Origin of the sequence: Azorhizobium doebereinerae UFLA1-100 (assembly GCF_000473085.1) — a bacterium.
Lineage (GTDB): Bacteria > Pseudomonadota > Alphaproteobacteria > Rhizobiales > Xanthobacteraceae > Azorhizobium > Azorhizobium doebereinerae.
Map to the genome: position 1 here is coordinate 1 of NZ_AXBA01000027.1, position 22,737 is coordinate 22,737.

The 22,737-nt window shown below is 69.1% G+C and carries 21 protein-coding genes; 15 read left to right on the forward strand and 6 right to left on the reverse strand.

What is annotated here, in order from left to right:
• Window positions 1-222: IS5/IS1182 family transposase (locus YU1_RS0118300; RefSeq protein WP_029005322.1), on the forward strand; the 222-nt coding region annotated here is incomplete at its 5' end.
• 101 nt (window positions 223-323) lie between these two features.
• Here the strand turns inward: YU1_RS0118300 and YU1_RS0118305 are convergent.
• Together YU1_RS0118305 and YU1_RS0118310 are read right to left on the reverse strand one after the other, a co-directional pair.
• Entirely contained in the window at window positions 324-1,022 is a 699-nt protein-coding gene (locus YU1_RS0118305) for a hypothetical protein (RefSeq protein ID WP_029005323.1), read from the reverse strand.
• Window positions 1,019-1,588 (reverse strand): hypothetical protein, encoded by a 570-nt coding sequence (locus tag YU1_RS0118310; RefSeq protein ID WP_029005324.1) that lies wholly within the window; start codon window positions 1,586-1,588, stop codon window positions 1,019-1,021. Before YU1_RS0118310 ends, YU1_RS0118305 begins: the two co-directional genes overlap by 4 nt.
• A gap of 355 nt (window positions 1,589-1,943) precedes the next feature.
• On the opposite strand from YU1_RS0118310, the gene YU1_RS0118315 reads away from it, so the two are divergent.
• The 4 genes from YU1_RS0118315 to YU1_RS0118330 all read left to right on the forward strand — a co-directional run bounded on the left by YU1_RS0118315 (window position 1,944) and on the right by YU1_RS0118330 (window position 7,579).
• Complete coding sequence (locus YU1_RS0118315; RefSeq protein ID WP_051357011.1) at window positions 1,944-2,276, forward strand: DUF2218 domain-containing protein; 333 nt, start codon at window positions 1,944-1,946, stop codon at window positions 2,274-2,276.
• Between the two features lie 510 nt (window positions 2,277-2,786).
• Window positions 2,787-5,765, forward strand: coding sequence for a hypothetical protein (locus YU1_RS0118320; protein WP_029005326.1), 2,979 nt, complete (start codon window positions 2,787-2,789; stop codon window positions 5,763-5,765).
• Window positions 5,766-5,855: 90 nt separating this feature from the next.
• Entirely contained in the window at window positions 5,856-6,446 is a 591-nt protein-coding gene (locus YU1_RS0118325; protein ID WP_029005327.1) for an ANTAR domain-containing response regulator, read from the forward strand.
• 11 nt (window positions 6,447-6,457) lie between these two features.
• Window positions 6,458-7,579, forward strand: a complete 1,122-nt coding sequence (locus YU1_RS0118330; protein WP_245263375.1) for a CmpA/NrtA family ABC transporter substrate-binding protein — start codon at window positions 6,458-6,460, stop codon at window positions 7,577-7,579.
• 70 nt (window positions 7,580-7,649) lie between these two features.
• Here YU1_RS0118330 and YU1_RS0118335 read toward each other — a convergent pair whose 3' ends face one another.
• Complete coding sequence (locus tag YU1_RS0118335) at window positions 7,650-7,922, reverse strand: BrnA antitoxin family protein (protein ID WP_198018976.1); 273 nt, start codon at window positions 7,920-7,922, stop codon at window positions 7,650-7,652.
• Window positions 7,858-8,160 carry a BrnT family toxin gene (locus YU1_RS32810; protein ID WP_084539964.1) on the reverse strand — a complete coding sequence of 101 codons (303 nt, stop codon included), beginning with the start codon at window positions 8,158-8,160 and terminating at the stop codon, window positions 7,858-7,860. The genes YU1_RS0118335 and YU1_RS32810 overlap by 65 nt, the downstream gene beginning before the upstream one ends.
• Window positions 8,161-8,715: 555 nt before the next feature.
• Between YU1_RS32810 and YU1_RS0118345 the strand changes: the two genes are divergently transcribed.
• From YU1_RS0118345 to YU1_RS0118380, 8 genes are all read left to right on the forward strand, one after another.
• Window positions 8,716-10,101, forward strand: a complete 1,386-nt coding sequence (locus YU1_RS0118345; RefSeq protein ID WP_029005330.1) for a CmpA/NrtA family ABC transporter substrate-binding protein — start codon at window positions 8,716-8,718, stop codon at window positions 10,099-10,101.
• Window positions 10,102-10,130: 29 nt separating this feature from the next.
• Window positions 10,131-11,021, forward strand: coding sequence for a nitrate ABC transporter permease (ntrB, locus tag YU1_RS0118350; protein WP_029005331.1), 891 nt, complete (start codon window positions 10,131-10,133; stop codon window positions 11,019-11,021).
• 11 nt (window positions 11,022-11,032) lie between these two features.
• Window positions 11,033-11,827 carry an ABC transporter ATP-binding protein gene (locus YU1_RS0118355; protein ID WP_029005332.1) on the forward strand — a complete coding sequence of 265 codons (795 nt, stop codon included), beginning with the start codon at window positions 11,033-11,035 and terminating at the stop codon, window positions 11,825-11,827.
• 85 nt (window positions 11,828-11,912) lie between these two features.
• Window positions 11,913-12,335: a globin family protein gene (locus tag YU1_RS0118360; RefSeq protein WP_029005333.1), complete on the forward strand. Its 423-nt coding sequence runs from the start codon at window positions 11,913-11,915 to the stop codon at window positions 12,333-12,335.
• A gap of 20 nt (window positions 12,336-12,355) precedes the next feature.
• Complete coding sequence (locus YU1_RS30095) at window positions 12,356-13,558, forward strand: NAD(P)/FAD-dependent oxidoreductase (RefSeq protein ID WP_051357012.1); 1,203 nt, start codon at window positions 12,356-12,358, stop codon at window positions 13,556-13,558.
• Between the two features lie 10 nt (window positions 13,559-13,568).
• Window positions 13,569-15,341 carry a NirA family protein gene (locus YU1_RS0118370; RefSeq protein ID WP_029005334.1) on the forward strand — a complete coding sequence of 591 codons (1,773 nt, stop codon included), beginning with the start codon at window positions 13,569-13,571 and terminating at the stop codon, window positions 15,339-15,341.
• Window positions 15,338-16,963: a sulfite reductase subunit alpha gene (locus YU1_RS0118375; RefSeq protein WP_029005335.1), complete on the forward strand. Its 1,626-nt coding sequence runs from the start codon at window positions 15,338-15,340 to the stop codon at window positions 16,961-16,963. Before YU1_RS0118370 ends, YU1_RS0118375 begins: the two co-directional genes overlap by 4 nt.
• A 16-nt stretch (window positions 16,964-16,979) precedes the next feature.
• Window positions 16,980-19,676, forward strand: a complete 2,697-nt coding sequence (locus tag YU1_RS0118380; RefSeq protein WP_029005336.1) for a nitrate reductase — start codon at window positions 16,980-16,982, stop codon at window positions 19,674-19,676.
• Window positions 19,677-19,822: 146 nt separating this feature from the next.
• On the opposite strand, the gene YU1_RS0118385 is transcribed toward YU1_RS0118380, so the two are convergent.
• On the reverse strand, window positions 19,823-20,782 hold the full coding sequence (locus tag YU1_RS0118385) for a LysR family transcriptional regulator (RefSeq protein WP_029005337.1): 960 nt from the start codon (window positions 20,780-20,782) through the stop codon (window positions 19,823-19,825).
• 110 nt (window positions 20,783-20,892) lie between these two features.
• Here YU1_RS0118385 and YU1_RS0118390 point away from each other — a divergent pair, with 110 nt between their 5' ends.
• Complete coding sequence (locus YU1_RS0118390; RefSeq protein WP_029005338.1) at window positions 20,893-21,519, forward strand: FMN-dependent NADH-azoreductase; 627 nt, start codon at window positions 20,893-20,895, stop codon at window positions 21,517-21,519.
• 68 nt (window positions 21,520-21,587) lie between these two features.
• Window positions 21,588-21,914, forward strand: a complete 327-nt coding sequence (locus YU1_RS0118395) for a YciI family protein (protein ID WP_029005339.1) — start codon at window positions 21,588-21,590, stop codon at window positions 21,912-21,914.
• A gap of 199 nt (window positions 21,915-22,113) precedes the next feature.
• Here YU1_RS0118395 and YU1_RS0118405 read toward each other — a convergent pair whose 3' ends face one another.
• A complete protein-coding gene (locus YU1_RS0118405) occupies window positions 22,114-22,728 on the reverse strand; it encodes a TetR/AcrR family transcriptional regulator (RefSeq protein ID WP_029005340.1) in 615 nt (204 codons plus the stop codon).
• Between the last annotated feature and the right edge of the window lie 9 nt (window positions 22,729-22,737).

Below are 22,737 nucleotides of genomic sequence, written 5' to 3' on the forward strand. Positions count from 1 at the left end.
GCCACAATCGCGGCAAGGAACGCGCAGGCGGTCATCCCGTCCAATCCATCCCGCGCCAGGAAGCATAGCCTCGACAGGCACCTCTACGCTCAGCGCCACCTGATCGAATGCTGCTTCTCCAAGCTCAAGCAGTTCAGGCGTGTCGCGACCCGCTTCGAGAAGACCGCGCGAAACTACCTCGCCATCGTCACAATCGCTGCCATCGTCCTGTGGATCAGGTAACTGTCCACACCACCTAGAGCACGTTCCGCCCAAATGGCACCGTCCTGTGAACGGGGAACGGGTCTCCATTTCTAATTTTGCCGCCTGACGTTAGATCCCCATCAGTCGCCGGCCGCACTCATGGCCTCGAAGCGCCTTCGAACGATATCGGAGCGCCCTTGCGGCCCGCGGATATTGCCTTCGAGAAAATGGTCGAAACTGCTGTCTTGAAGCAGAGCGGTGAACTGTTCGGCAATGAACTGTCGAATGTCATCATCCGCCGCCAGGACCTCCGCCACGATTTCCGGCCGACCATCCACGACCAGCAGGATGTCTTCCAGATCATGGCTTGCGAGCAGATCACCCCCACCGCGACCGAGATACGCTTCCAGCTTTGTCGCCACGAACAGCTCTGGCGCCAGCCGGCGTATGTCGAGAGTGCCGGTGAGTGGATGGGTGACCGCAGTTTCGATTCCTTTCGCATACCAGCGGTTCGCGAAACCGAGAATCGCTGGGTCATCGGGCATGAAATCGACCTTGAGGCCACCGAGCCGCATGCGGCAGATGACGGCGTCCTCGTGCGACTCCGCAAATCCCTTCTCACGCAATTTCGCCTGCATCTCCGCCCATGCAGCGTATCCTGCAAGATCTACGATGAGATCCACGTCGTCCGTTGCTCTCACGCCTTCAAGCGTGATTTCATCGGTGATGAAGAGGGCGGTCGTGCAGCCGCCCACGAACACCAGCCGTTCACGAAGGTCGCTTCCCAGCGCTTCGGCAACGGTTCGCAACATCTGGAGCAACTGGCCTCGGACGGTCATTTGCGCAACAGTCTTTCGGCAAGCAGGTTCCCGGCCAGTGCTGCCTCCCTCTGATTTCCAAGCCGGATCGCGTCGACGAGGGCGAGATACTCATACAGCCGGTCATCTTTCCGCACGGCTTGCGGGACGCTCTTGAACAAGGGCTGGACGGACTGCCCCATGTCGCTCCCTTCGGCAGATGGCCAGACATAGATGTACTCGCCGCCGCTTATCAGCAGGCCCTTGAGCATCGGCGCGGCAAAGGCCGTGGCGGTGCCGCGCGTCATGCCGCCGGGTTTCGCGGGGAACACATATTTCAGGCCGTGGACGATGAAACCATGGAGATTGCGCCGGTTAGGATTTGGCCGACCGGACCGGCGGTCCTTGATCGCCAGCCCCGTTGAAAGGCTGCGCCTGATCGCGCCGTTGATCTCGGTCTTGCTGATGCCGAGCAGGGCTTCAAGGCCGCGCACGGAATACGGCGTCTCACCCTTGAGGCTCAATCCGACATCCCCCAGGCCCTCCAGCTCTTCCTGCTCCTGAAGGCTCACGAGCTTTAGCAGGACGACGATGTCCTGACTTTTCATTCCGTTCATACTGCCTGTCCTCTGTCCTCTGTCCTAGGACAAAGGACACCACATCACAGTTTCCTAGTTTTCGTCAACGACAGGGATGCCCCGGACGCCACGTCAGACGAAGCGCCACTGAAGGGGCAAACGATCTCCCTTCATGCATTGAAGGCCAATCGACATCGGCCCGGAACCTCTTCCCTGCGTGCGGGACAGCGGCTTGCCGCAAGGCCGCAGCGCCGCCGATCGATCCCGGAGCGAGACACCGGCGCCGGCAAGCGCCGCTTTTGGACACTTTGCGCCGGCCGCGTTGACGCCGCCCGCCGCCGGCCTATCTAACATCGGTGGTGGGGCTTCAGGCAGGGATCATTCCATGGACACATCCACCCCGGTGCGCTTTTCCACCATCGCGCGCGTGCCGACCCTCAAGGGCGGCGGCTATCTCCAGCAATTGGGCAAGCACTGGGCGCACAAGCTGGAGGTCGCCTTCGGCGAGGGCACCTGCGCCATCACCTTCCCGCGCGATGCGCGCGGCGCCGACTGGCCCGGCCCGGCGGTGGTGACGCTCACCGCCGAACCGGACGTGCTGGTGTGCGAGATCGCCGGCAGCGCGCCGGAGCAGGTGGAGGCGCTGAAGGGCGTCGTCGCCAGCCATCTCGACCGCTTCGCCTTCCGCGAGGCGCCGCTCACCTTCGCCTGGTCGTAGAGCACGTTCCGTTCAAATGGCATCGCCATCTGAACGGCAAAACGTTCTCTCTCATCAAATTGGAGGGCGATTCACCGATCAGATTGATTCAATCTGATCGGATCGCGCTCTCGGAAAGCCCTCGTCCCGCTTCGGGACACGCTGCGGACGACGGGAACGGACCGGGGCCGAAACCGGCCCGAATCGGCTCCTCCCCTCCCCCGCGGGCCACGGCAGGCCCGAGGCCCATGGCGCCGGCCCAATGGCGCCGAGCCCGACGACGCCGAGCCCAATGGCGGCGCAGGCCCGGCGGGGCGGACCCACGCACACCGCCGGCAGCGACCGCCGGAGGGCACCCTTGCGGGCAACCCGCGCAGGACGCCCCGGCGGAACCGCGCGGCCTCGCCCGGCGGGTGCGCCCCGGCCACCTCCGGTTGCGGCCGCCACCTTCCCCTTTCCCGGCCGATGGTCTAGAGCCGAAGCCAGGGGGCGGCCCGGCGGGGGCGGGGACGCCCCTGCGGGAGAGGGGACATGCGCAACATCCGCCTGTGGCTCAGCGGCTTCGCCTGGGGCGCCATGCTCGGCGTGGTGGCCAGCGTGGTGCTCGGCATCGCCGTGCTCCGCCCGGACATCTGGGAGAAGCTCTCGGTCGAGCGCATCGAGCGGGCGCTGGCCCGCAAGAGCCAGTCCGCGCTCGCCCCGGCCTCCGCGCCCGCCCCGGCCGCCGCCACCGACAGCCGCACCCTGTTCGCCAACGCCACCACCGCCCAGGCGCTGGAGGCGGACTTCAAGCCGCCGCGCGCCTTCCTGGCCGGCGACAGCCTGGTCATCACCGGCACCAACACCTCCAGCGACTTCCTGGAGCTGGACCTGCGCATCGACGACGCCGGCTCCAAGGACTGGAGCTCGCGCTTCGGCGCGGTCAATGTGGTGCCGCCCGGCCCGTTCGAATGGGTGGTGCCGTTCAAGGGCCTGATGACGCAGGACAAGAGGGCGATGGACATCAATGCCATCACCCGCATCATCATTTTCACGCCGGAGAACCTGCCGCCCGCCCGCATCGCCAGCGTGAAGCTGGAGGCGCGCGCCGGGCAACCGCTCTCGCCCACCAACGAGGCCAAGCTCGGCCAGTCCTGGCTGAAGGGCGCCGCCACCACGGCGGAGCAGGAATTCTATCCCCCCATCGCCTTCGCCCAGGACCAGGAACTGGTGGTCTCCGGCACCAATACCAACGCCAAGCCGATCACCGTCTATCTGCGCATCGACGACGCGGCCTCCAAGAACTGGAACTCGCGCGTCAACACCACGGTGACGGTGCCGCCCGGCCCCTTCACCTTCCGCTCGCCGGTCAGTTCCTGGGTGACGCCGGGCAAGACGCGGCTCGACCGCACCCAGGTGTCGCGCATCGTGATCTCGCTGGGCGACGGCGACGGCACCATCCGCCTCGGCGACGTGCATGTGGCCGGCGGCAGCCCACTGCCCAAGGACGCGCTCGGCCTGCGCTTCGGCCCGCCGGAGGTCTCCGTGCCCGGCTTCGAGACCGTGACCAAGGGCGACCCCCGCCTCGGCGGCGGCGGGCGCGACCTGGTGCGCACCCAGAACGACCCGCTGCTGTCCTCCGGCCTCAACGGCGTGCGCACCATCACCGTGCCCTGGACCAAGAGCACCACCGCCACCGTCTCGCTGTGGACCGAGGACCAGGGCGAATGGGAATATTTTCCGCATTCCCTGCACCGCAGCTTCATCATCAACGGGCAGGTGGCGCTGAAGGAGGACTTCACCCCCGACCAGTGGGTGAACGAGGTGTTCCATCGCGGCCTGTGGTCCGAGGCGATGCTGGATGGCGGCCCGTGGGAGGTCTACGCCGCCCGCCGCGCCGGGCTCGTCACCGCCACCGTGCCGGTGATCGACGGCAAGATCACGGTGGAAATTGCCTCCGACCAGCCGCCCAATGACGGCTATATCGCCGCCATGGTGATCGCGCCCGGCGCCACCAACGCCGCCGCCGAGGCGGTCGAAAAGTGGCGCAAGGAGCGCTACCTGGAGCGCTGGCCGCTGGTGGACAAGCCGGTGGACCCCAAGCTCGCCAAGGGCGTGACGCTGCGCGTCATCCCGCCCGGCACGGCGCGCAGCCAGCATCCGTTCTGGGACGAGACGCTGCCGGTGGAGGCCCGCCTCAACGCTTTGCGCGGGCAGGTGGTCTCGGTGGACTTCCTCGCCTTCTCCGACCAGGACGACCTCTATCCGCAGGTGGCCCTGAAGCTGCCGGAGGGCGTCACCGGCGAGGTGCGCTGGGGCAAGTGGACCTACATGCGCCGGGGCGGCGGCGAGAATTCGCTGTCCATCACCTCCGACGTGCTGGAGGGCGACCTTTCGCGCATGCGCATCCTGTCCGGCATCCCGCGCCGGCTCACCGTCACCTTCACCGTGCCGGAGGGCGCGTCCGGCGCGCTGCCGGTGGCGCTGGCCGTGGACATCGCCGGCCACAGCGTGGAGGCCACCGCCACGGTGGACGTGATCCCGCTGGCATTGCCGCCCACCACCACGCCGGTGGGCTATTACATGGCCGCGCCCAACCCGGACTTCTGGTTCCCACCGACGCCGCAGAATTCCGACCGGCTGATGGCCTGCGACCTGCGCGCGCTGCGCCGCTTCGGCCTCACCGGCCTGTCGCCGGACCTCGTGACCCCCACCGCCGAGCAGCGCGGGCGCTATCTGGAGCAGACCCGCCTCGCCAAGGCGGCCGGCTTCTCGCCGCCCTTCTTCGACTATGTCTCGGTGAAGCTGTTGGTGGACAAGGTGGGCATGCAGGGCATGGGCGAGAACGTCGCCGCCACCGAGGCCGCGCTCGCCGCCGCCGGCCTGCCGCTGCCGCTGTGGTCCATCGCCGACGAGCCGCAGAATCTCGCCAACCCCATGGCCGACCTCACCCGCCTGCGCGACGCCATCCGGCTGTTCGCGCCCAAGGCGCGCATCGCCGGCCAGCTCAACGACATCAAGGACAAGCCCTTCCTCAAGCTGTTCGACACCGTGCTGGTGAACAATGGCTACGGCGTCTCCTCGCGCGACTTCGCCGACATGCGGGCGCAGGGCATCTCGCCCTGGCTCTACAACATGCCGGACATCGAGGCCGCCGCCGGCTTCCTGCTCTGGCGGGTGGGGGCGGAAGGCTACATCCAGTGGCACGCGCGGGCCGCCACCGCCGACCCCTCCGACCCCACCGACGGGCGCGAGCCGGACTTCATGTTCCTGCCGCTCACCGCCGACCGCTGCCAGAAGGTGCCGACCGTGGACGCCATGGTGCTGGCCACCGGCGACGGCATCACCGATCTGCGCTTCCTGCAATGGCTGGACGGCCGGGCGGCCAGCGATCCCAGGGCCAAGGCGCTGCGCGACGAGATCTTCGCCGCCGTGCCCGGCGACTGGGCGAGCTACCAGAAGGCGCCGCCCAAGCTCCCCGCCTTGCGCAAGAAGCTCATGGACTATGCCGCGAGCCTGCCGCCGACCTGAGAGCGCACCGCAAAAAAACTTGCCCCCCGGACCTCAGGTCCGTGCAAACTAGAACGGGGGCGCCCGCCCCGCGCGTGAACACGGATTGGCATGTCCAACGACCTCCTGCTGCGGATCGTCATCGTCGATGAAAGCCCGGTGCGCGCCGCGATCCTCAGCGAGGGCCTGCGCGAGGCGGGCTATGTGAACGTGCTGCGCATGGAAGGCCGGCACAATCTCCTGGAGCGCATCTATGCCGTCGACCCGGACGTCATCCTGATCGACCTGGAAGACCCCAGCCGCGACGTGATCGAGCAGATGCTGCACGTCTCGCGCGAGGTGAAGCGGCCCGTGGCCATGTTCGTCGACCAGTCGGACGGCCAGACCATCCAGCAGGCGATCGAGGCCGGCGTCGCCTCCTATGTGGTGGACGGGCTGCGCAAGGACCGGGTGCGGCCCATCGTCGAGACCACCATCTCCCGCTTCCGCGCCTTCGCCCGGCTGAAGGCCGAGCTGGAGGAGGCCAAAAGCCAGCTGGAGGAACGCAAGCTGGTGGACCGCGCCAAGGGCATCCTCATCAAGCTGAAGGGCATCAGCGAGGAGGAGGCCTACAGCCTGCTCCGCCGCACGGCGATGAACGAGAAGAAGCGCATCGTCGACATCGCCCAGTCCATCATCACCGCCGCGGAGCTCCTGCGATGAGACGGCTTGCCATGGGGTTCATCCCCCTCACCGACGCCGCCGTGCTGATCGCCGCCGCCGAGCGCGGCTTCGCCATGGCCGAAGGCATCGAGATCGCCCTGCACAAGGAGGTCTCCTGGGCCAACATCCGCGACAAGGTGAACGTCGGCCTGCTGGACGGCGCCCACATGCTGGGCCCGCTGGCGATCGCCTCCTCGCTCGGCCTCGGCCATGTGCGGGTGCCTTTGGTGGTGCCGCTCGCGCTCAACCTCAACGGCAGCGCCATCACTTTGGCGAAGAGCCTCTATGCCGCCATGGGCGAGACCGGCGCGGACCTGTCCACCGCGCTCGGCGCGGCGCGGGCGCTGGGCCGGGTGGTGGCGGCGCGCAAGGCGGCGGGCGAGGAGCCGCTGACCTTCGCGGCGGTCTACACCTTCTCCACCCACCATTATCTCATCCGCCACTTCCTCGCCGCCGGCGGCATCGATCCCGACCGCGACGTGCGCCTCGTGGTCATCCCGCCGCCCTTCATGGCCGAGAGCCTGCGCAACGGGCTGATCCACGGCTTCTCGGTGGGCTCGCCCTGGAACAGCGTGGCGGTGGACGCGGACGTGGGCCGCATCGCCGTGCTGGGGGCGGAGATCTTCGGCTGGGTGCCGGAGAAGGTGCTGGGCGTGCATGCCCGCTTCGCCAATGCCGAGCCCGAGGTGCTGCACCGCCTGGTGCGCGCCCTGCACGCCGCCGCCGCCTGGTGCGAGGATCCGGCCAACCATGCGGACCTCGCCCGCCTCTTGAGCGAGCCCCGCCACCTGGCGCTGCCGGCCGAACTGATCCGCCGCACCCTGGACGGGCGCCTCCACACCGCGCCGGGCGGGGCGCTCAGGGTGCATCCGGACTATCTGGTGCTGCACCGCGACGGCGCCAACCGGCCCGACCCGGACCATGCGTTGTGGATGTACAGCCAGATCGTCGCCGCCCACCAGGGCGACTGGGCGCCGGACGCGGCGCGCGAGGCGATCAGCGTCTATCGGCCGGACATCTTCGACGCCGCCGTGGGCCCGACGCCGCCTACCCCGCCGCACGCGCCGGACTGCGTGGCGACGCAATTCGGCGCGGTGTTCGACAAGGACGCCTTCCTCGCCACGGGGGCGTGAGGGGCTTTTCCTCCGCCGGCGCCCTCCCGCACGTGGTGGGCCAGAGCGGCTGACAAGGCCAGCCCTTCCATCACCGGTGCGCTACGACATAGGCCTTCAGAACCTCCTGCATCTTCGTCAGATGCCCCTTGCCCTGCGCCTTGAAGAATTCGAATACGTCTGGATCAAGTTTCAGATGCACCGATTTGGGCGCTTCCTTTGGCGAAGACACCATGGCCTTCTCCCAGAATTCACGCCCCAAGCTTTCACCTTCGGGAGCTTGAGGATTATGGTGAAACTCACCCGCCTTCCTCATTTTCTTCAGCTCTGCGAGCGATGCCCGCTTCATAGTATGATCGCTCATCGCGACCTCCTTTCCATGCTGTAATCAGCCGAGTGGCACCGTTTCTCTCGGTGTGAACGACGACGAAGCACTCGTCATCAACCATGTCCATTGAGATCAGGCGTTCTTCGCCATAGTCAGCACGGTCATCGACGCGCGTGAGAACCTCGCCCTCGAAAATTCCTGCGGCAGGCAGAATGTCAACATCCCGCTCCACAATGGTCTTTTGCCTCTTGTTCTCATCCCATTCAAAATCCACAATTTTTTCCCCTTCTCAAATGCTGTCATCTAAAAATCCTCTTTGAAAATCGGCACGCGACGCAGGGCAAATCCCGCAGCCTTAAGGTACACAAAAAGTGTACACAAAACAAGAAGCGATACCGCGCCACTGCGCACGGACCCGGCGGGGAGATTTCTCGCGCGCCGCGCCCATCTCAGCCTGCATGAACGCGCCAAAAGCGATCCTTGACGGGGTGCCAAACGGACATCGCCGCCCCTCCCGCAGCGCACAAAACGCGGGCACTTGCTCTGAAATACTGCATGCGCAGGCCGCAATTTTGAATTTGCCTGTCTTTTAGGCGGAACAAAATTCGAACAATTACAAGCCCCTAGCGAAAACGGCCATTTGGCACGCCTCTTGAATGAGGAGAGGCGTGCACCGCCAACGCTGACGGTGCCCGACATTCGTCCCAATGACGGGACCCGCAGCAAAGCCGCTGACACCGATGGCGAGACCGCCGTCCGGATGTCTGCGGCTTTTTTCGTTTCTGCCACCCGTCACGCCGATCTCGATGCCGATCCACAGGGGAACATGATGAGCGACGCGATCAAGTCCGGTTCCGCCACGACCACGCCCGCCGCGACCACGCCTGCCACCGACGCCCCCGCGGCCCTTGCCCCCGCCGGCGTGTCGCGCCGCTCGCTGCTGAAGGGCAGCGCCGCCGCGCTCGGCACCGCGGCGCTGTTCGAGGCCGCCCGCGTGGCCTTCCCCGGCGGCGTGCCCTCGGCTTATGCGGCGGCCCCGGAAACCACCAAGGCCGTGCTCGGCTACATCGCGCTCATGGATGCAGCACCCCTGGTGATCGCCAAGGAGAAGGGCCTGTTCGCCAAATACGGCGTGCCCGACGTGGAGGTGGTGAAGCAGGCCTCCTGGGGCGCCACCCGCGACAATCTGGTGCTGGGCGGGGCCGCCAACGGCATCGACGGCGCGCACATCCTCACCCCGATGCCCTACCTCATCTCCACCGGCAAGGTGACGCAGAACAACGCGCCCACCCCGATGTACATCCTGGCGCGGCTCAATCTCGATGCCCAGGGCATCTCGGTGTTCAACGAATACAAGGACCTCAACGTCACCGCCGATGCCTCCGCCCTGAAGAGCGTCTTCGCCAAGAAGAAGGCCGACGGCAAGGAGGTGAAGATCGCCATGACCTTCCCGGGCGGCACCCACGATCTGTGGATCCGCTACTGGCTGGCGGCCGCCGGCATCGATCCCGACAAGGACGTCTCCACCATCGTGGTGCCGCCGCCGCAGATGGTGGCCAACATGAAGGTGGGCAACATGGACGCCTTCTGCGTCGGCGAGCCCTGGAATGAGCAGCTGGTCAACCAGGGCATCGGCTTCACCGCCTGCACCACCGGCGAGATCTGGAAGAACCATCCCGAGAAGGCGCTCGGCATGCGCGCCGACTATGTGGACAAGAACCCCAACGCCACCAAGGCCATCCTGATGGCGGTGCTGGAAGCCCAGCAGTGGTGCGACAAGTTCGAGAACAAGAAGGAGATGTCCGAGATCGTCGGCAAAAGGCAGTGGTTCAACGTGCCGGTGGCCGACATCTACGGCCGCACCATCGGCGACATCAATTACGGCAACGGCCGGGTGGTGAAGGGCTCCGACCAGTACATGAAGTTCTGGAAGGACCACGCCTCCTATCCGTTCAAGAGCCACGACGCCTGGTTCGTCACCGAGGACATCCGCTGGGGCAAGTTCGAGCCCTCCACCGACATCAAGGCCCTGGTGGACAAGGTGAACCGCGAGGATCTGTGGCGCGCCGCAGCCAAGGAGCTGAACGTCGCCGCCGCCGACATCCCGGCCACCACCTCGCGCGGCGTCGAGACCTTCTTCGACGGCAAGACCTTCGATCCGGCCAACCCCACCGCCTACCTGAAAAGCCTCGGCATCAAGCGCGTCGAAGTCTGATCGCCGCCCTCGCAATGGAACCGCAGCCCATGTCCGTCACCGCTCTGAAAGAGGCACCGCAGACGCCCCGGCGCACCCCCGCCGAGGTGGTCCGCCTCGCCCGGCCGAAGACGCCGGTCGCCGCCCGCGCCCGCGCGGCCCTGCACTGGTTCGCCGTCAGCGTGCTGCCGCCTCTGGTGGTGGCCGCCCTGCTGCTGCTGCTGTGGGAGTTGCTGTGCCGGGGCGCCGGGGCGACCCTGCCGCCGCCCAGCCGCATCTGGGCCGACAGCAAGGATCTGATCGTCGATCCCTTCTTCGTCGCCGGCCCGCAGGACATCGGCCTCGGCCTGCGCGTGCTGGTCTCGCTCCAGCGCGTGGCGGTGGGCTTCGGCCTCGCCGCCGTGGTCGGCGTGCTGCTGGGCGCGCTGGTCGGCCAGTCGGTCTGGGCCATGCGCGGCCTCGACCCCATCTTCCAGATGCTGCGCACCGTGCCGCCTTTGGCCTGGCTGCCGCTGGCGCTCGCGGCCTTCCGCGACAGCAGCCCCTCGGCCATCTTCGTCATCTTCATCACCGCCATCTGGCCGATCATCATCAACACCGCGGTCGGCATCCGCAACATCCCGCAGGACTATCGCAACGTCGCCCAGGTGCTGCGGCTGAACCCGATCGAATTCTTCTGGAAGATCATGCTGCCCTCGGCGGCGCCCTACATCTTCACCGGCCTCAGGATCGGCATCGGCCTCTCCTGGCTGGCCATCGTGGCGGCGGAGATGCTCACCGGCGGCGTCGGCATCGGCTTCTTCATCTGGGATGCGTGGAACTCCTCCCGCCTGCCCGACATCATCGTCGCCCTCGTCTACATCGGCGTGGTGGGCTTCGTCCTCGACCGTCTCGTGGCCGCTGTCGGCGGCTTCGTCACCCGCGGCACCGCTGCGTCCTGAAGGAGGTTTCCATGCCCGCCTATCTCCAGCTCAGCCAGATCGGCAAGACCTTCACCCGCGGCGCCGCCACCACCGAGGTGCTGAAGGAGGTCTCGCTCGACATCGCCAAGGGCGAATACATCTCCATCATCGGCCATTCCGGCTGCGGCAAGTCCACTTTGCTCAACATCGTGGCGGGGCTGACGCCCGCCACCACCGGCGGCGTCATCCTCGATGATCGCGAGGTCAACAGCCCCGGCCCCGACCGCGCGGTCGTGTTCCAGAACCATTCCCTGCTGCCCTGGCTCTCCGTCTACGACAATGTGCGCCTGGCGGTGGACAAGGTGTTCTCCGGCACGCGCTCGCGCGCCGAGCGGCACGCCTGGACGCTGCACAATCTCGACCTGGTGCAGATGGGCCACGCCAAGGACAAGCGCCCGGCGGAAATCTCCGGCGGCATGAAGCAGCGCGTCGGCATCGCCCGGGCGCTGGCCATGGAGCCGAAGGTGCTGCTGCTGGACGAGCCGTTCGGCGCGCTCGACGCGCTGACCCGCGCGCACCTGCAGGACAGCGTGATGCAGATCCACGCCTCCCTCGGCAACACCATCCTGATGATCACCCACGACGTGGACGAGGCGGTGCTGCTCTCCGACCGCATCGTGATGATGACCAACGGCCCCTCCGCCCGCATCGGCGAGGTGCTGGAGGTCAACCTGCCCCGCCCCCGCCGGCGCCTGGAGCTGGTGGCCAACCCCACCTACCTCAAGGCCCGCGAGGCGGTGCTGAAGTTCCTCCACGAGCGCCACCGCTTCGTCGAGGCCGCCTGATCCCCGGCGCCGGTGGGCCCGCGCCCACCGGATGCCCGGCCCGTGCCGCAGCGTTTCCCGTCCTCGCCCAGCCAGGAGTCCGATCATGACCCCGAGCCAAGTGGAACTGGTGCAATCCTCCTTCGCCAAGGTGGCGCCCATCGCCGACACCGCCGCCGGCCTGTTCTACGGCCGGCTGTTCGAGACCGCGCCCGAGGTGAAGCCCTTGTTCAAGGGCGACATCGCCGAGCAGGGCCGGAAGCTGATGGCCACCCTCGCGGTGGTGGTGAACGGCCTCACCAAGCTGGAGGTCATAGTGCCCGCCGCCCAGACCCTGGCGCGCCGCCACGTGGCCTATGGCGTCCGGCCCGAGCACTACGCCCCGGTGGGCGCGGCGCTGCTGTGGACGCTGGAGCAGGGCCTCGGCCCCGACTTCACCCCCGAGACCAAGGCCGCCTGGGCGGAGGCCTACACGCTGCTGTCCTCGGTGATGATCGAAGCGGCCGCAGACGCCGCCCCCGTCGCCTGAGAGAACCCGAGGAAACCCCCATGAGCGAACCGCTCGTCATCGTCGGCAATGGCATGGCCGCCGCCAAGCTCTGCGAGGAACTGAGCGCCCGCGCACTGGGCCGCTACGCGGTGGCGGTGATCGGCGCCGAGCCGAGCCTGGCCTATAACCGCGTGCTGCTCTCCGACGTGCTGGCCGGCAAGCTGCCCGCCGCCGATCTGCAGATGAAGCCCGCCGCCTGGTGGGCGAAGCAGGGTGTGACCCTCGTCTACGGCACCCCCGTCGCCGCCATCGACCGCGCCGCCCATGCGGTGGTGCTGGCGGACGGGCGGCGCATGGCCTACGGCAAGCTGGTGCTGGCCACCGGCTCGCACCCCATCCGCCTGCCGCTGCCCGGCGCCGACCTGCCGGGCGTCACCACCTTCCGCGACCTCGCCGACGTCTCCGCTTTGCTGGCGGCGGCGCGGCCCGGCAGCCGCGCCGTGGTCATCGGCGGCGGCCTGCTCGGCCTGGAGGCCGCCACCGGCCTTGCCGGCGCGGGCGTCGAGACCACCCTCGTCCATCTCATGGACCGGCTGATGGAGCGCCAGCTCGACATGCCCGCCGCCGGCCTGCTGCGCCAGGCGGTGGAGGCGCGCGGCGTCACCGTGCGGCTGGAGGCCCATAGCGCCGCCATCGAAGGCACCACCCGCGCCACCGGCCTGCGGCTCAAGGACGGCGAGGTGCTGCCCGCCGACCTCGTGGTCATGGCCTGCGGGGTGAAGCCCAACGCCGATCTCGCCCGCGCCGCGGGCCTCGCCTGCAATCGCGGCGTCATCATCGACGATGCCCTCGCCACCGACGACCCGGACATCTTCGCGCTCGGCGAATGCGCCGAGCATCGCGGCGCCACCTACGGCCTCGTCGCCCCCGCCTATGAGCAGGCGCGCGTGCTGGCCCGGCGCCTCGCCGGGGCGGACGCGGCCTATCCGGGCAGCACCATCTCCACCAACCTGAAGGTCTCCGGCGTGCACGTCTTCTCCGCCGGCGACATCTCCGGCGCGGGCGCGCAGGACATCCTGCTCAACGACCGCGCCCACGGCCTCTACCGCCGCCTGTTCATCCGCGACGGCGCGCTGGTGGGCGCCGTGCTGTTCGGCGACACGGCGGACGGCCTCTATTACCTCGACCTGATCACCAACCGCACCCCCATCGCCGCTTTGCGCACCGAGCTTGCCTTCGGGCGCCCGGCGCTGGCCGCGTGAGGAGAGACCCATGAGCGGCGATTTCACCCCCGACCAGAAACGCTACCTGGAAGGCTTCGTCTCCGGCGCCCAGGTGGCCCGCCTCGGCCGCGCGCCGGGCGCCGCGCCCGCACCCGCCCCCTCCGACCCCACCGGGCCGGAGGCGGCGAGCCTCAGGGCCATGGCCCGCACCGAGGCCGAGGGCGGCAAGCTCTGCCCCGAGGAGAAGGCCAAGCGCGAGGAGAACGGCCTCGACGCCTGGCCGCGCATGGAGGAGGCGGCGCGCGAGGGCGCCTATCCCAAGGGGCCGGACATCCTGCGCTGGAAGTATCACGGCCTGTTCTACGTCGCCCCGGCGCAGGACAGCTTCATGTGCCGCCTGCGCATGCCCAACGGCATCCTCACCCACTGGCAGGTCCGCGGCATCGCCGACATCGCGCGGGACCACGGCGGGGGCTATGCGGACGTGACCACCCGGGCCAACCTCCAGATCCGCGAGATCCCCGCCACCGACGGCGTGATCCTCTTGGAGAAGCTGGTGGACCTCGGCCTCACCGCCAAGGGCTCCGGCGGCGACAACATCCGTAACGTCACCGGCACCCCCACCGCCGGCATCGACCCGCAGGAACTGCTGGACACCCGCCCCTACGCCAAGGCGTGGCACCACCACATCCTCAACACCCGCTCCATGTACGGCCTGCCGCGCAAGTTCAACGTGGCGTTCGACGGCGCGGGGATGATCGGCGCGCTGGAGGACACCAACGACATCGGCTTCCAGGCGGTGGCGGTGAAGGAGGGCTTCGGGCTCGCGCCCGGCGTGTGGTTCCGCCTCGCGCTCGGCGGCATCACCGGCCATAAGGATTTCGCCCGCGACACCGGCGTCGTGCTGCGCCCGGAGGATGCGACCAAGGTGGCCGATGCCATCGTGCGCGTGTTCATCGACAGCGGCGACCGCACCGACCGCAAGAAGGCGCGGCTGAAATACGTGCTCGATGCCTGGGGCTTCGAAAAGTTCCTCGCCGCCGTGGAGGAGAAGCTCGGCGCCCCGCTCGCCCGCCTGCCGGCGGAGGCGGTGGCGCCGCGCCCGCAGCCGGACCGCATGGCGCACCTGGGCGTGCGGCCGCAGAAGCAGGCGGGGCTGAATTGGATCGGCGTCGGCCTGCCGGTGGGCCGCCTCACCGTGGCGCAGATGCACGGCCTCGCCGACATCGCCCAGGCGATGGGCGACGGCGACCTGCGCCTCACCGTGTGGCAGAACCTCCTGCTCTCCGGCATCCCCGATGCCCGCGTCACGCAGGCCAAGGCCGCCGTCGCCGCCCTCGGCCTCTCGGCGGAGGCGGACGTGCTCCAGGCCGGCATCGTCGCCTGCACCGGGGCGGTGGGCTGCCGCTTCGGCAATGCGGACACCAAGGGCACGGCGCGGGCCATCGGCGCCCATTGCGGGCCGCGCGTGGCCCTCGACAGCCCGGTCAACATCCATGTCACCGGCTGCCACAACAGCTGCGCCCAGCATTATATCGGCGACATCGGCCTCATCGGCGCCCGCGTCGCCGTCAATGACGAGGGCGACACCGTGGACGGCTACAACATCCTGGTGGGCGGCGGCTTCGGCACCGAGGCCGCCATCGCCCAGGAGCTGTTCGCGGCGGTCAAAGCCGAGGACGCCCCCGTTCTCGTCGAGCGCCTGCTCAACGCCTGGATGGCCGGGCGCGCGCCCGGCGAGCCGTTCGCCGCCTTCACCCGCCGCATCGGCGGCGATGCCCTGAAATCCCTCGTCGATACCGTTGCGGAGCGCGCGGCATGACCCTCCAGACGCGAACCCCCATGGTGCCCTTCCTGCCCGAGAGCGCGCCCTTCTCGGCCGAGCAGCGGGCCTGGCTCAACGGCTTCTTCGCCGGCGTCTTCTCCGCCGACACGCCGGCGGGGGCCACCGCGCTCTCGCCCGCCGAGGGCGCGGCCCTCCTCGCCCCCGCCGCCCCGGCGGATGAGGATGACGGCGCCCCCTGGCACGATGCCGCCATGCCGCTCGACGAGCGCATGGCGCTCGCCGCCGGCAAGCCGCTCGACCGGCGCATGATGGCGGCCATGGCGCAGCAGGATTGCGGCCAGTGCGGCTATATCTGCGAGAGCTATTCCAAGGCGCTGGCCGCCGGCACCGAGAGCAAGCTCAACCTCTGCGCCCCCGGCGGCAAGGAGACGCTGCGCATGCTGAAGCAGCTCGCCACCGAGCTGGACGGCGCGCCCGCCCCCGCCTCTAACTCTGCCGCTGCGCCCGCCGCCGCTGAGGCCGCGCCGGCCGCGCCCGTCTCCGTCGTGCACGGCACCCGCGAAAACCCTGCCGACGTCATCTTTCTCGGCCGCTTCCGCCTCAACAAGGACGGTTCGGAGAAGGAGACCTGGCACGTGGATTTCGACCTCGCCGGCTCGGGGCTCGACTACCGGGTGGGCGACAGCTTCGGCCTGTTCCCGGTGAACGATCCGCAGCTTGTCCGGGACGTGCTGGCCGCGCTCCATGCCCCGGCCGACTTCCCCATCGGCGAGAAGACGCTGGAGGAGGTGCTCTCGCGCGAGGTGTGCCTGAAGTCGCCGCCCGACACCCTGTTCTCGCTCATCTCCTACATCACCGGCGGCGCCCGCAAGGAGACCGCCAAGTCGCTCGCCGCCGGCGGCGATCCGGACGGCGACGCGGCGACCTTGGATGTGCTGGCGGCGCTGGAGAAGTTTCCCGGCATCCGGCCGGATCCGGAGGCGTTCGTGGAATGCCTGGAGCCGCTCCAGCCGCGCCTCTATTCCATCTCCTCCAGCCCCGCAGCGACGCCGGGCCGGCTCTCGCTCACCGTGGACGCGGTGCGCTACGACCACCAGGGCCGCACCCGGCACGGGGTGTGCTCCACCTTCCTCGCCGGGCGGGTGGCGGAGGGCACGCGCATGAAGGCCTATGTGCAGAAGGCGCACGGCTTCGGCCTGCCGGCGGATGCGGAGAAGCCGGTCATCATGGTCGGCCCGGGCACCGGCATCGCCCCGTTCCGCGCCTTCCTGCACGAGCGCATGGCCACCCGGGCGCCCGGCCGCAACTGGCTGTTCTTCGGCCACCAGCGCTCCGGCACCGACTTCTTCTACGAGGACGAGCTGGCCGGCATGCAGGCCGCCGGCGTGCTCTCGCGCCTCGACACCGCCTGGTCGCGGGACGGGGCGGAGAAGATCTACGTGCAGGACCGCATCCGCGCCGCCGGGCCGGAGCTGTGGGCCTGGATCGAGGCCGGCGCGCATTTCTACGTCTGCGGCGATGCCAAGCGCATGGCCAAGGACGTGGAGGCGGCGGTGGCGGAGGTGGCGGCCACCCACGGCGGCCTCGGCGCCGAGGGCGGCATGCGCTTCGTGGCGGAGCTGAAGAAGGCCGGCCGCTACCAGGCCGACGTCTACTGAGCCCCGGCGCAGCAATATGAACGCCCCCCTCCCCTCGCCTCAGGCGACCGCCACCACCTGCCCCTATTGCGGCGTCGGCTGCGGCGTGAAGGCGACGCCCGACGGCCTCGGCGGGGCGCGCATCGAAGGCGATGCGGCCCACCCCGCCAATCTCGGCCGGCTGTGCTCCAAGGGCGCGGCGCTGGGCGAGACCATCGGCCTCGACACCCGCCTGCTGCACCCCATGGCGCGCACCGGCGACGGGCCGCTGAAGCGCGTCACCTGGGAGGCGGCGCTCGACCGCGCGGCCGAGGGCTTCCGGGACACGCTGGAGCGGCACGGGCCGGAGGCTGTTGCCTTCTATCTCTCCGGGCAGTTGCTCACCGAGGACTATTATGTCGCCAACAAATTGGCGAAGGGCTTCCTCGGCACCGCGCACGTGGACACCAATTCGCGCCTGTGCATGGCCTCCTCCGTCGCCGGCCACAAGCGCGCCTTCGGCTCCGACACCGTGCCGGGATCCTATGAGGATTTGGACCGGGCCGACCTCATCGTGCTCACCGGCTCCAACACCGCCTGGTGCCACCCGGTCCTGTTCCGCCGCATGGCGGCGGCGAAGGCGGCGCGCGGCACGAAGATCGTGGTCATCGATCCCCGCCGCACCGCCACGGCGGACGAGGCGGACCTGTTCCTGCCGCTCGCCCACGGCACCGACGCGGCGCTGTTCTCCGGCCTGCTGGTGCATCTGGCGGATGCCGGCGCGCTCGATGCCGGCTTCATCGACGCCGCGACAGAAGGCTTCGCCGAGGTTCTCGCCGCCGCCCGCCTTGAGGCGCCGACGATCGCCGCCACCGCCCGCCGCACCGGCCTGGAGGAGGCGGACGTTGCCCGCTTCTTCGACCTGTTCCGCGCAACTGAGCGCACGGTCACCTGCTATTCGCAAGGGGTCAACCAGTCGGCGCGCGGCACCGACAAGGTGAACGCCATCCTCAACTGCCACCTGGCCACCGGGCGCATCGGCCGGGAGGGCATGGGGCCGTTCTCGCTCACCGGCCAGCCCAACGCCATGGGCGGGCGCGAGGTGGGCGGGCTCGCCAACCAGCTCGCCGCCCACATGGGGTTTTCGCCGCAGGAGGTGGACCGCGTCCGCCGCTTCTGGGGCGCGCCCAACATCGCCGCCGCCGAGGGGCACAAAGCGGTGGATCTGTTCGCCGCCATCGAGCGCGGCGAGATCAAGGCGCTGTGGGTTATGGGCACCAATCCGGCCGTGAGCCTGCCCCGCGCCGACGCCGCCCGCGCCGCTCTGGCCAAGCTCGACCTGTTCGTGCTGTCGGAGAATGTGGTCGGCACCGACACCGCCGGCGGCGCGCCGCATGTGCTGCTGCCCGCCGCCGCCTGGGGCGAGAAGGACGGCACGGTGACCAATTCCGAGCGCCGCATCTCCCGCCAGCGGCCGTTCCTCGCCCCGGCGGGCGAGGCGAAGCCCGACTGGTGGGCGCTGGCGCAGGTGGCCCGCCGCCTTGGCCATGGCGATGCCTTCGCCTATGAGACGCCGGCCGAGATCTTCCGCGAGCACGCCGCGCTCTCGGCCTTCGAGAACGGCGGCACGCGGGATTTCGACCTCTCCGGCCTCGCGGGCCTCTCCGATGCCGCCTATGAGACGCTGGCCCCGGTGCAGTGGCCGGTGCGCGCGACCCCGGAGGGGCCGCAGGGCACGGCGCGGCTGTTCGCGAAGGGCGGCTTCTTCACGCCCGCGCGCCGCGCCCGGTTCGTCGCGCCGGCCCCGGTGGCGGCGGCGCCGACCACGCCGGACTTCCCGCTGCTGCTGAACACCGGCCGCATCCGCGACCAGTGGCACACCATGACCCGCACCGGCCTTTCGCCGCGCCTCGGCAGCCACATTCCGGCGCCGCTCGTCACCGTGCATCCCGACGATGCCGCCACCGCCGGGCTGGCGGACGGCATGACGGCGCGCATCGCCTCCGCGCATGGGGACACCGTGCTGGAGGTGCGGCTCGATGCCGGCCAGCGGCGCGGCACGGTGTTCGCGCCGATCCACTGGAGCGGCGCCAATTCCTCGCACGGCCGGGTCGGGGCGCTGGTGCACCCGGCCACCGACCCGCTGTCCGGCCAGCCGGACTCCAAGGCGACGCCGGTGCGCCTCGCCCCCGCCCCGGTCGCCGCGCGCGGCTTCCTGGTGGCGCGCACGCGGCTCGCCCCGCCGCCCGGCCTGCTGTGGGCGCGGGCGCGGCTGGAGGGCGGCCACGGCTGGACGCTCGCCGGCCCGTCCGACCCCGACGCCTGGGCCGGGCACGCCCGCACGCTGGCGCAGGAGATGGGCAGCGCCGACAGCTTCGTGGAGCTCAGCGACCCGGCTGGCGGGCATTATCGCGCGGCGGCCTTCACCTCGTCCGGCGCGCTCGCCTTCGCCCTCGTCCTCGCCCCGGCGGCGGACGCCCCGGCCTGGGATGCCTGGACACGCCTTCTGGCCCTGGATGCGGTGGCCCTGGAGGAGCGCCGCGCCGTGCTCTCCGGCCGCGCCGGGGACGGGGCGGCCGGCGGCCCCCTGGTGTGCGCCTGCTTCGGCGTGCCGCGCGGGGCGATTTCCGCCGCCATCGCCGGCGGCGCGCGCGACACGGCGGCCATCGGCGCCTGCCTCAAGGCCGGCACCAATTGCGGCTCCTGCCTGCCGGAGCTGCGGCGGATGGTGGACGAGGCCCTGGCGCCGGCCTGACATCCGGCAAGCCGCCGATCACGCCGCGGAACGCCGGCGGTCCAGAAAATGGTCCCGGACCACATCCCCCTCGGCCTCTCTCGACCGGAGGAGAAAGGGGGGTTCAAGTCAATGACGCTGTTTCGACAGATCCGGGCGGGACGGCCTCAGAGCTCCAGGTCGTCATGACGCCCTGAGGCTCCCGGCCGATAGCCATCCTCCCAGTCGCGGGTGCGCATGGGCAATTCCGTGCCCAGGAAATCGAGGAAGGCCCGGACAGCGGGAACGAGACCGCGTCGCGACGGGAAGATCGCGTGGAGCTGATGCGGGGCGATGGGATAGCCGGGCAGCAGCCGCACCAGGCGCCCCTCGCGCACGGCCCGTCCGCAGAGGTTGCGCGGCAGGATCGCGATGCCGAGGCCCGCGAGTGCCGCCCGGCCGAGCGTATAGATGTCGTCCGTCGCAAGGACCGGATCATACTCGATCCCCATCCTCTGCCCGTCCGGCATGATGACATGCCAGAGATTGCGTTCCCCTCTCACCCCCGCCGGGCCCAACCCCCGCCTGTGCTGGATGTGGTCCGGGGACAGGAACGGGCCGTCCCTCGCAACGAGGTCCGGGCTGGCGACGAGCCATTGTTCGCTCAGCCCGAGCCGCCGGATCATCAACTGCGAGTCGTCCACCGACGAGCGAATGCGAATGGCGACATCATAGCCTTCGGCTATGACATCGACCTTCCTGTTCGACAGGTCCAGCTCGAGCCGGACGGCTGGATAGGCGGACATGAATGTGCCGAGCACCGGGGCCACGAACAGGTGAGCGACGCCGACCGGACAGCTGACGCGAAGCCGGCCGGCGGGAGCCTCTCCGGATCGTTCGGCGACCTCGAACGCCAGCCGGGCCGCGCCGATCATCTCTTCACAATGCACCAGCAGGTCGCGCCCGGTATCGGTCAGCTGAACAACACGCGTCGATCGCTGCAGCAGCCGCACGCCGAGGCGGGCTTCAAGATCCGAAATCCTGCGGCTGACCCGAGACTTGGGAATGCCGAGGGCAAGCGCGGCCGCGGAAAAGCTCGCGTGCCTCGCCACCGAAGCGAACATCACCAGTTCGTTCAGGTCTTCCATGGGCCACCTGATTGTCCTGCCTATGGAACAATCTATACCAAAGCGACGGCTAGTGGAACGTCGGACCGCAGGCGTAGCGTGAGCCCATCAGCTCAGGGAAGCGACACGCCATGCAGATCCTTCATCTCGACTCAAGCATCCAAGGCGATGCGTCCGCCTCGCGGCTTCTCACGCAAGCCGTCGTTGCGCGCCTGCGAACCGCCCGTCCCGACGCGGCCGTCGCCTATCATGACCTCATAGAGGAGGCCATTCCGCATCTGAACGGGCCCATCGGCGCCGGCTTCAGGCCGATTGCCTTCGCGGACTTCGACGCCGCCACGCGCCAGGAACACGGCCGCTCCGACGCGCTGGTGGCCGAACTCCTTGCGAGTGACGTCATCGTCATCGGCGCGCCGATGTACAACTTCTCGGTGGCCACCCAGCTGAAGGCCTGGCTCGACCGCGTCATGCAGCCCGGCAAGACCTTCCGCTACACGGCCAGCGGCCCGGAAGGCCTGGTTGCGGGCAAGAGGGTGATCGTCGTCTCGACCCGGGGCGGTTCCTACCTCAGCGGTCCGCTGGCGCCCCTGGATTTCCAGGAGGGCTATCTGAGGGCGGCCCTCGGCTTCATGGGCATCAAGGACGTGCAGTTCCTGCGCGCCGAGAACCTGTCCCGCGGGGACGCAGCGCGGACGGCTGCCCTGGACGGCGCGAGCGTCGCCGTGGCGCCGCTGGTCTCGTCCGTCCTGGCCGCCTGAGGATCTTCCTCTGCCGACAGCGCCCGGACGCGTGATGATCCGGGGCACAACATCAAAAGGGATCCGCCATGCTGTACGTTGTCACGTTGACCTATTCGAAGCCCAAGGACGTGGTGGCCGCACACCTCGACAGCCACAAGGCGTGGCTGGTTCGCTGCATCCAATCGGGCCACATCCTGGCCGCGGGTCCGATGGAGGCGGGCAATGCGGGGATCATCATCGCCACCTCCGAAAGCCGGCATGAGCTCGATGCCCTGCTTCAACAGGACTCTTTCCACCAGAACGGCCTTGTCGATTACGACATCAGGGCATTCTCCCCGGCCTTGCGCGCGGAAGACTTCCCGGCCGCATGGGCGGCTGACGCCAAGCCCGTTCCAGTCGCCCACAAGGGGTAGCGCGCGGCCCGGCACGGGCCGCGCCGGCCCGTCGGCCCGTGTCCCGAAGGAAGGAAGCGGGCCGGCGGGCCCCGCCGGAGGTCAGATATGACGTCGTGCTTGCTGACCCGCAGAAGCGCTCTGGGCGGGGCGCTGGGAATGGCTTCAATCGTCATGGCCGCCTCCGTCTAACGCGCGCGCGTTCGCGGCGACGACACCGTCATTGCCGTGACTTGGTGCGGCCAGCGGGCGGGGCAGCGGTCGGGGCCGCCTGGGCCCTCACGCTGTCTGCGGCAGCCTTGAGGAATTGCTGCGACATGTGCTTGTCATTGACGGCGCGCGCGAGCAGCACGGCGCCCACCATCGTCGCGAGAACAGCCATGGCCTTGTCCGGCTGCGCGCCATCGCCCGCGCCGATCCAGCCGCCCAGCAGTTCGAGATATTCCTTGATGCCGGCTTCGAACGAGGCCCGCACGTCAGGGCCATGCCGGGCCGCATCCGAGCCAAGCGCGACGACCGGACAGCCGTCCGCCCGCTCGGCGCAATGACCCTGGCTGAAATAGAAGTCGACCACCGCCGAGAGCGGATCGTCGGGTCGGCAAGCGGCGGCGGCGGACCATTTGCCCAAGGCATCCTCCAACGCGCGCCGCGCGGCCAGCGTCGCCAGATCTTCCTTGGATTCGAACTGCTTATAGAAGGCGCCCTGGGTCAGTCCGGCGCCGGCCATCAGGTCCTTCAGGCCAATGCCGTCGAAGCCGTGCTCCCGGAAGAGACGGCTTGCCACGTTGATCACCGTCTGACGGTTTTCCTCCGCCTGAACGCGACTGACTCTCATCGTTCACCT

Excerpts from the sequence above, each read along its gene's own strand:
- YU1_RS0118370 (WP_029005334.1), top strand. The coding sequence starts at position 13,569 with ATGAGCGGCGATTTCACCCCCGACCAGAAACGCTACCTGGAAGGCTTC.
- YU1_RS0118395 (WP_029005339.1), top strand. The coding sequence starts at position 21,588 with ATGCTGTACGTTGTCACGTTGACCTATTCGAAGCCCAAGGACGTGGTG.
- YU1_RS30095 (WP_051357012.1), top strand. The coding sequence starts at position 12,356 with ATGAGCGAACCGCTCGTCATCGTCGGCAATGGCATGGCCGCCGCCAAG.
- YU1_RS0118405 (WP_029005340.1), bottom strand. The coding sequence starts at position 22,728 with ATGAGAGTCAGTCGCGTTCAGGCGGAGGAAAACCGTCAGACGGTGATC.
- YU1_RS0118355 (WP_029005332.1), top strand. The coding sequence starts at position 11,033 with ATGCCCGCCTATCTCCAGCTCAGCCAGATCGGCAAGACCTTCACCCGC.
- YU1_RS0118335 (WP_198018976.1), bottom strand. The coding sequence starts at position 7,922 with ATGAGCGATCATACTATGAAGCGGGCATCGCTCGCAGAGCTGAAGAAA.
- YU1_RS0118320 (WP_029005326.1), top strand. The coding sequence starts at position 2,787 with ATGCGCAACATCCGCCTGTGGCTCAGCGGCTTCGCCTGGGGCGCCATG.
- YU1_RS0118325 (WP_029005327.1), top strand. The coding sequence starts at position 5,856 with ATGTCCAACGACCTCCTGCTGCGGATCGTCATCGTCGATGAAAGCCCG.
- YU1_RS0118310 (WP_029005324.1), bottom strand. The coding sequence starts at position 1,588 with ATGAAAAGTCAGGACATCGTCGTCCTGCTAAAGCTCGTGAGCCTTCAG.
- YU1_RS0118390 (WP_029005338.1), top strand. The coding sequence starts at position 20,893 with ATGCAGATCCTTCATCTCGACTCAAGCATCCAAGGCGATGCGTCCGCC.
- YU1_RS0118345 (WP_029005330.1), top strand. The coding sequence starts at position 8,716 with ATGAGCGACGCGATCAAGTCCGGTTCCGCCACGACCACGCCCGCCGCG.
- YU1_RS0118330 (WP_245263375.1), top strand. The coding sequence starts at position 6,458 with ATGGGGTTCATCCCCCTCACCGACGCCGCCGTGCTGATCGCCGCCGCC.
- ntrB (WP_029005331.1), top strand. The coding sequence starts at position 10,131 with ATGTCCGTCACCGCTCTGAAAGAGGCACCGCAGACGCCCCGGCGCACC.
- YU1_RS0118315 (WP_051357011.1), top strand. The coding sequence starts at position 1,944 with ATGGACACATCCACCCCGGTGCGCTTTTCCACCATCGCGCGCGTGCCG.
- YU1_RS0118375 (WP_029005335.1), top strand. The coding sequence starts at position 15,338 with ATGACCCTCCAGACGCGAACCCCCATGGTGCCCTTCCTGCCCGAGAGC.
- YU1_RS0118385 (WP_029005337.1), bottom strand. The coding sequence starts at position 20,782 with ATGGAAGACCTGAACGAACTGGTGATGTTCGCTTCGGTGGCGAGGCAC.
- YU1_RS0118360 (WP_029005333.1), top strand. The coding sequence starts at position 11,913 with ATGACCCCGAGCCAAGTGGAACTGGTGCAATCCTCCTTCGCCAAGGTG.
- YU1_RS0118380 (WP_029005336.1), top strand. The coding sequence starts at position 16,980 with ATGAACGCCCCCCTCCCCTCGCCTCAGGCGACCGCCACCACCTGCCCC.
- YU1_RS0118305 (WP_029005323.1), bottom strand. The coding sequence starts at position 1,022 with ATGACCGTCCGAGGCCAGTTGCTCCAGATGTTGCGAACCGTTGCCGAA.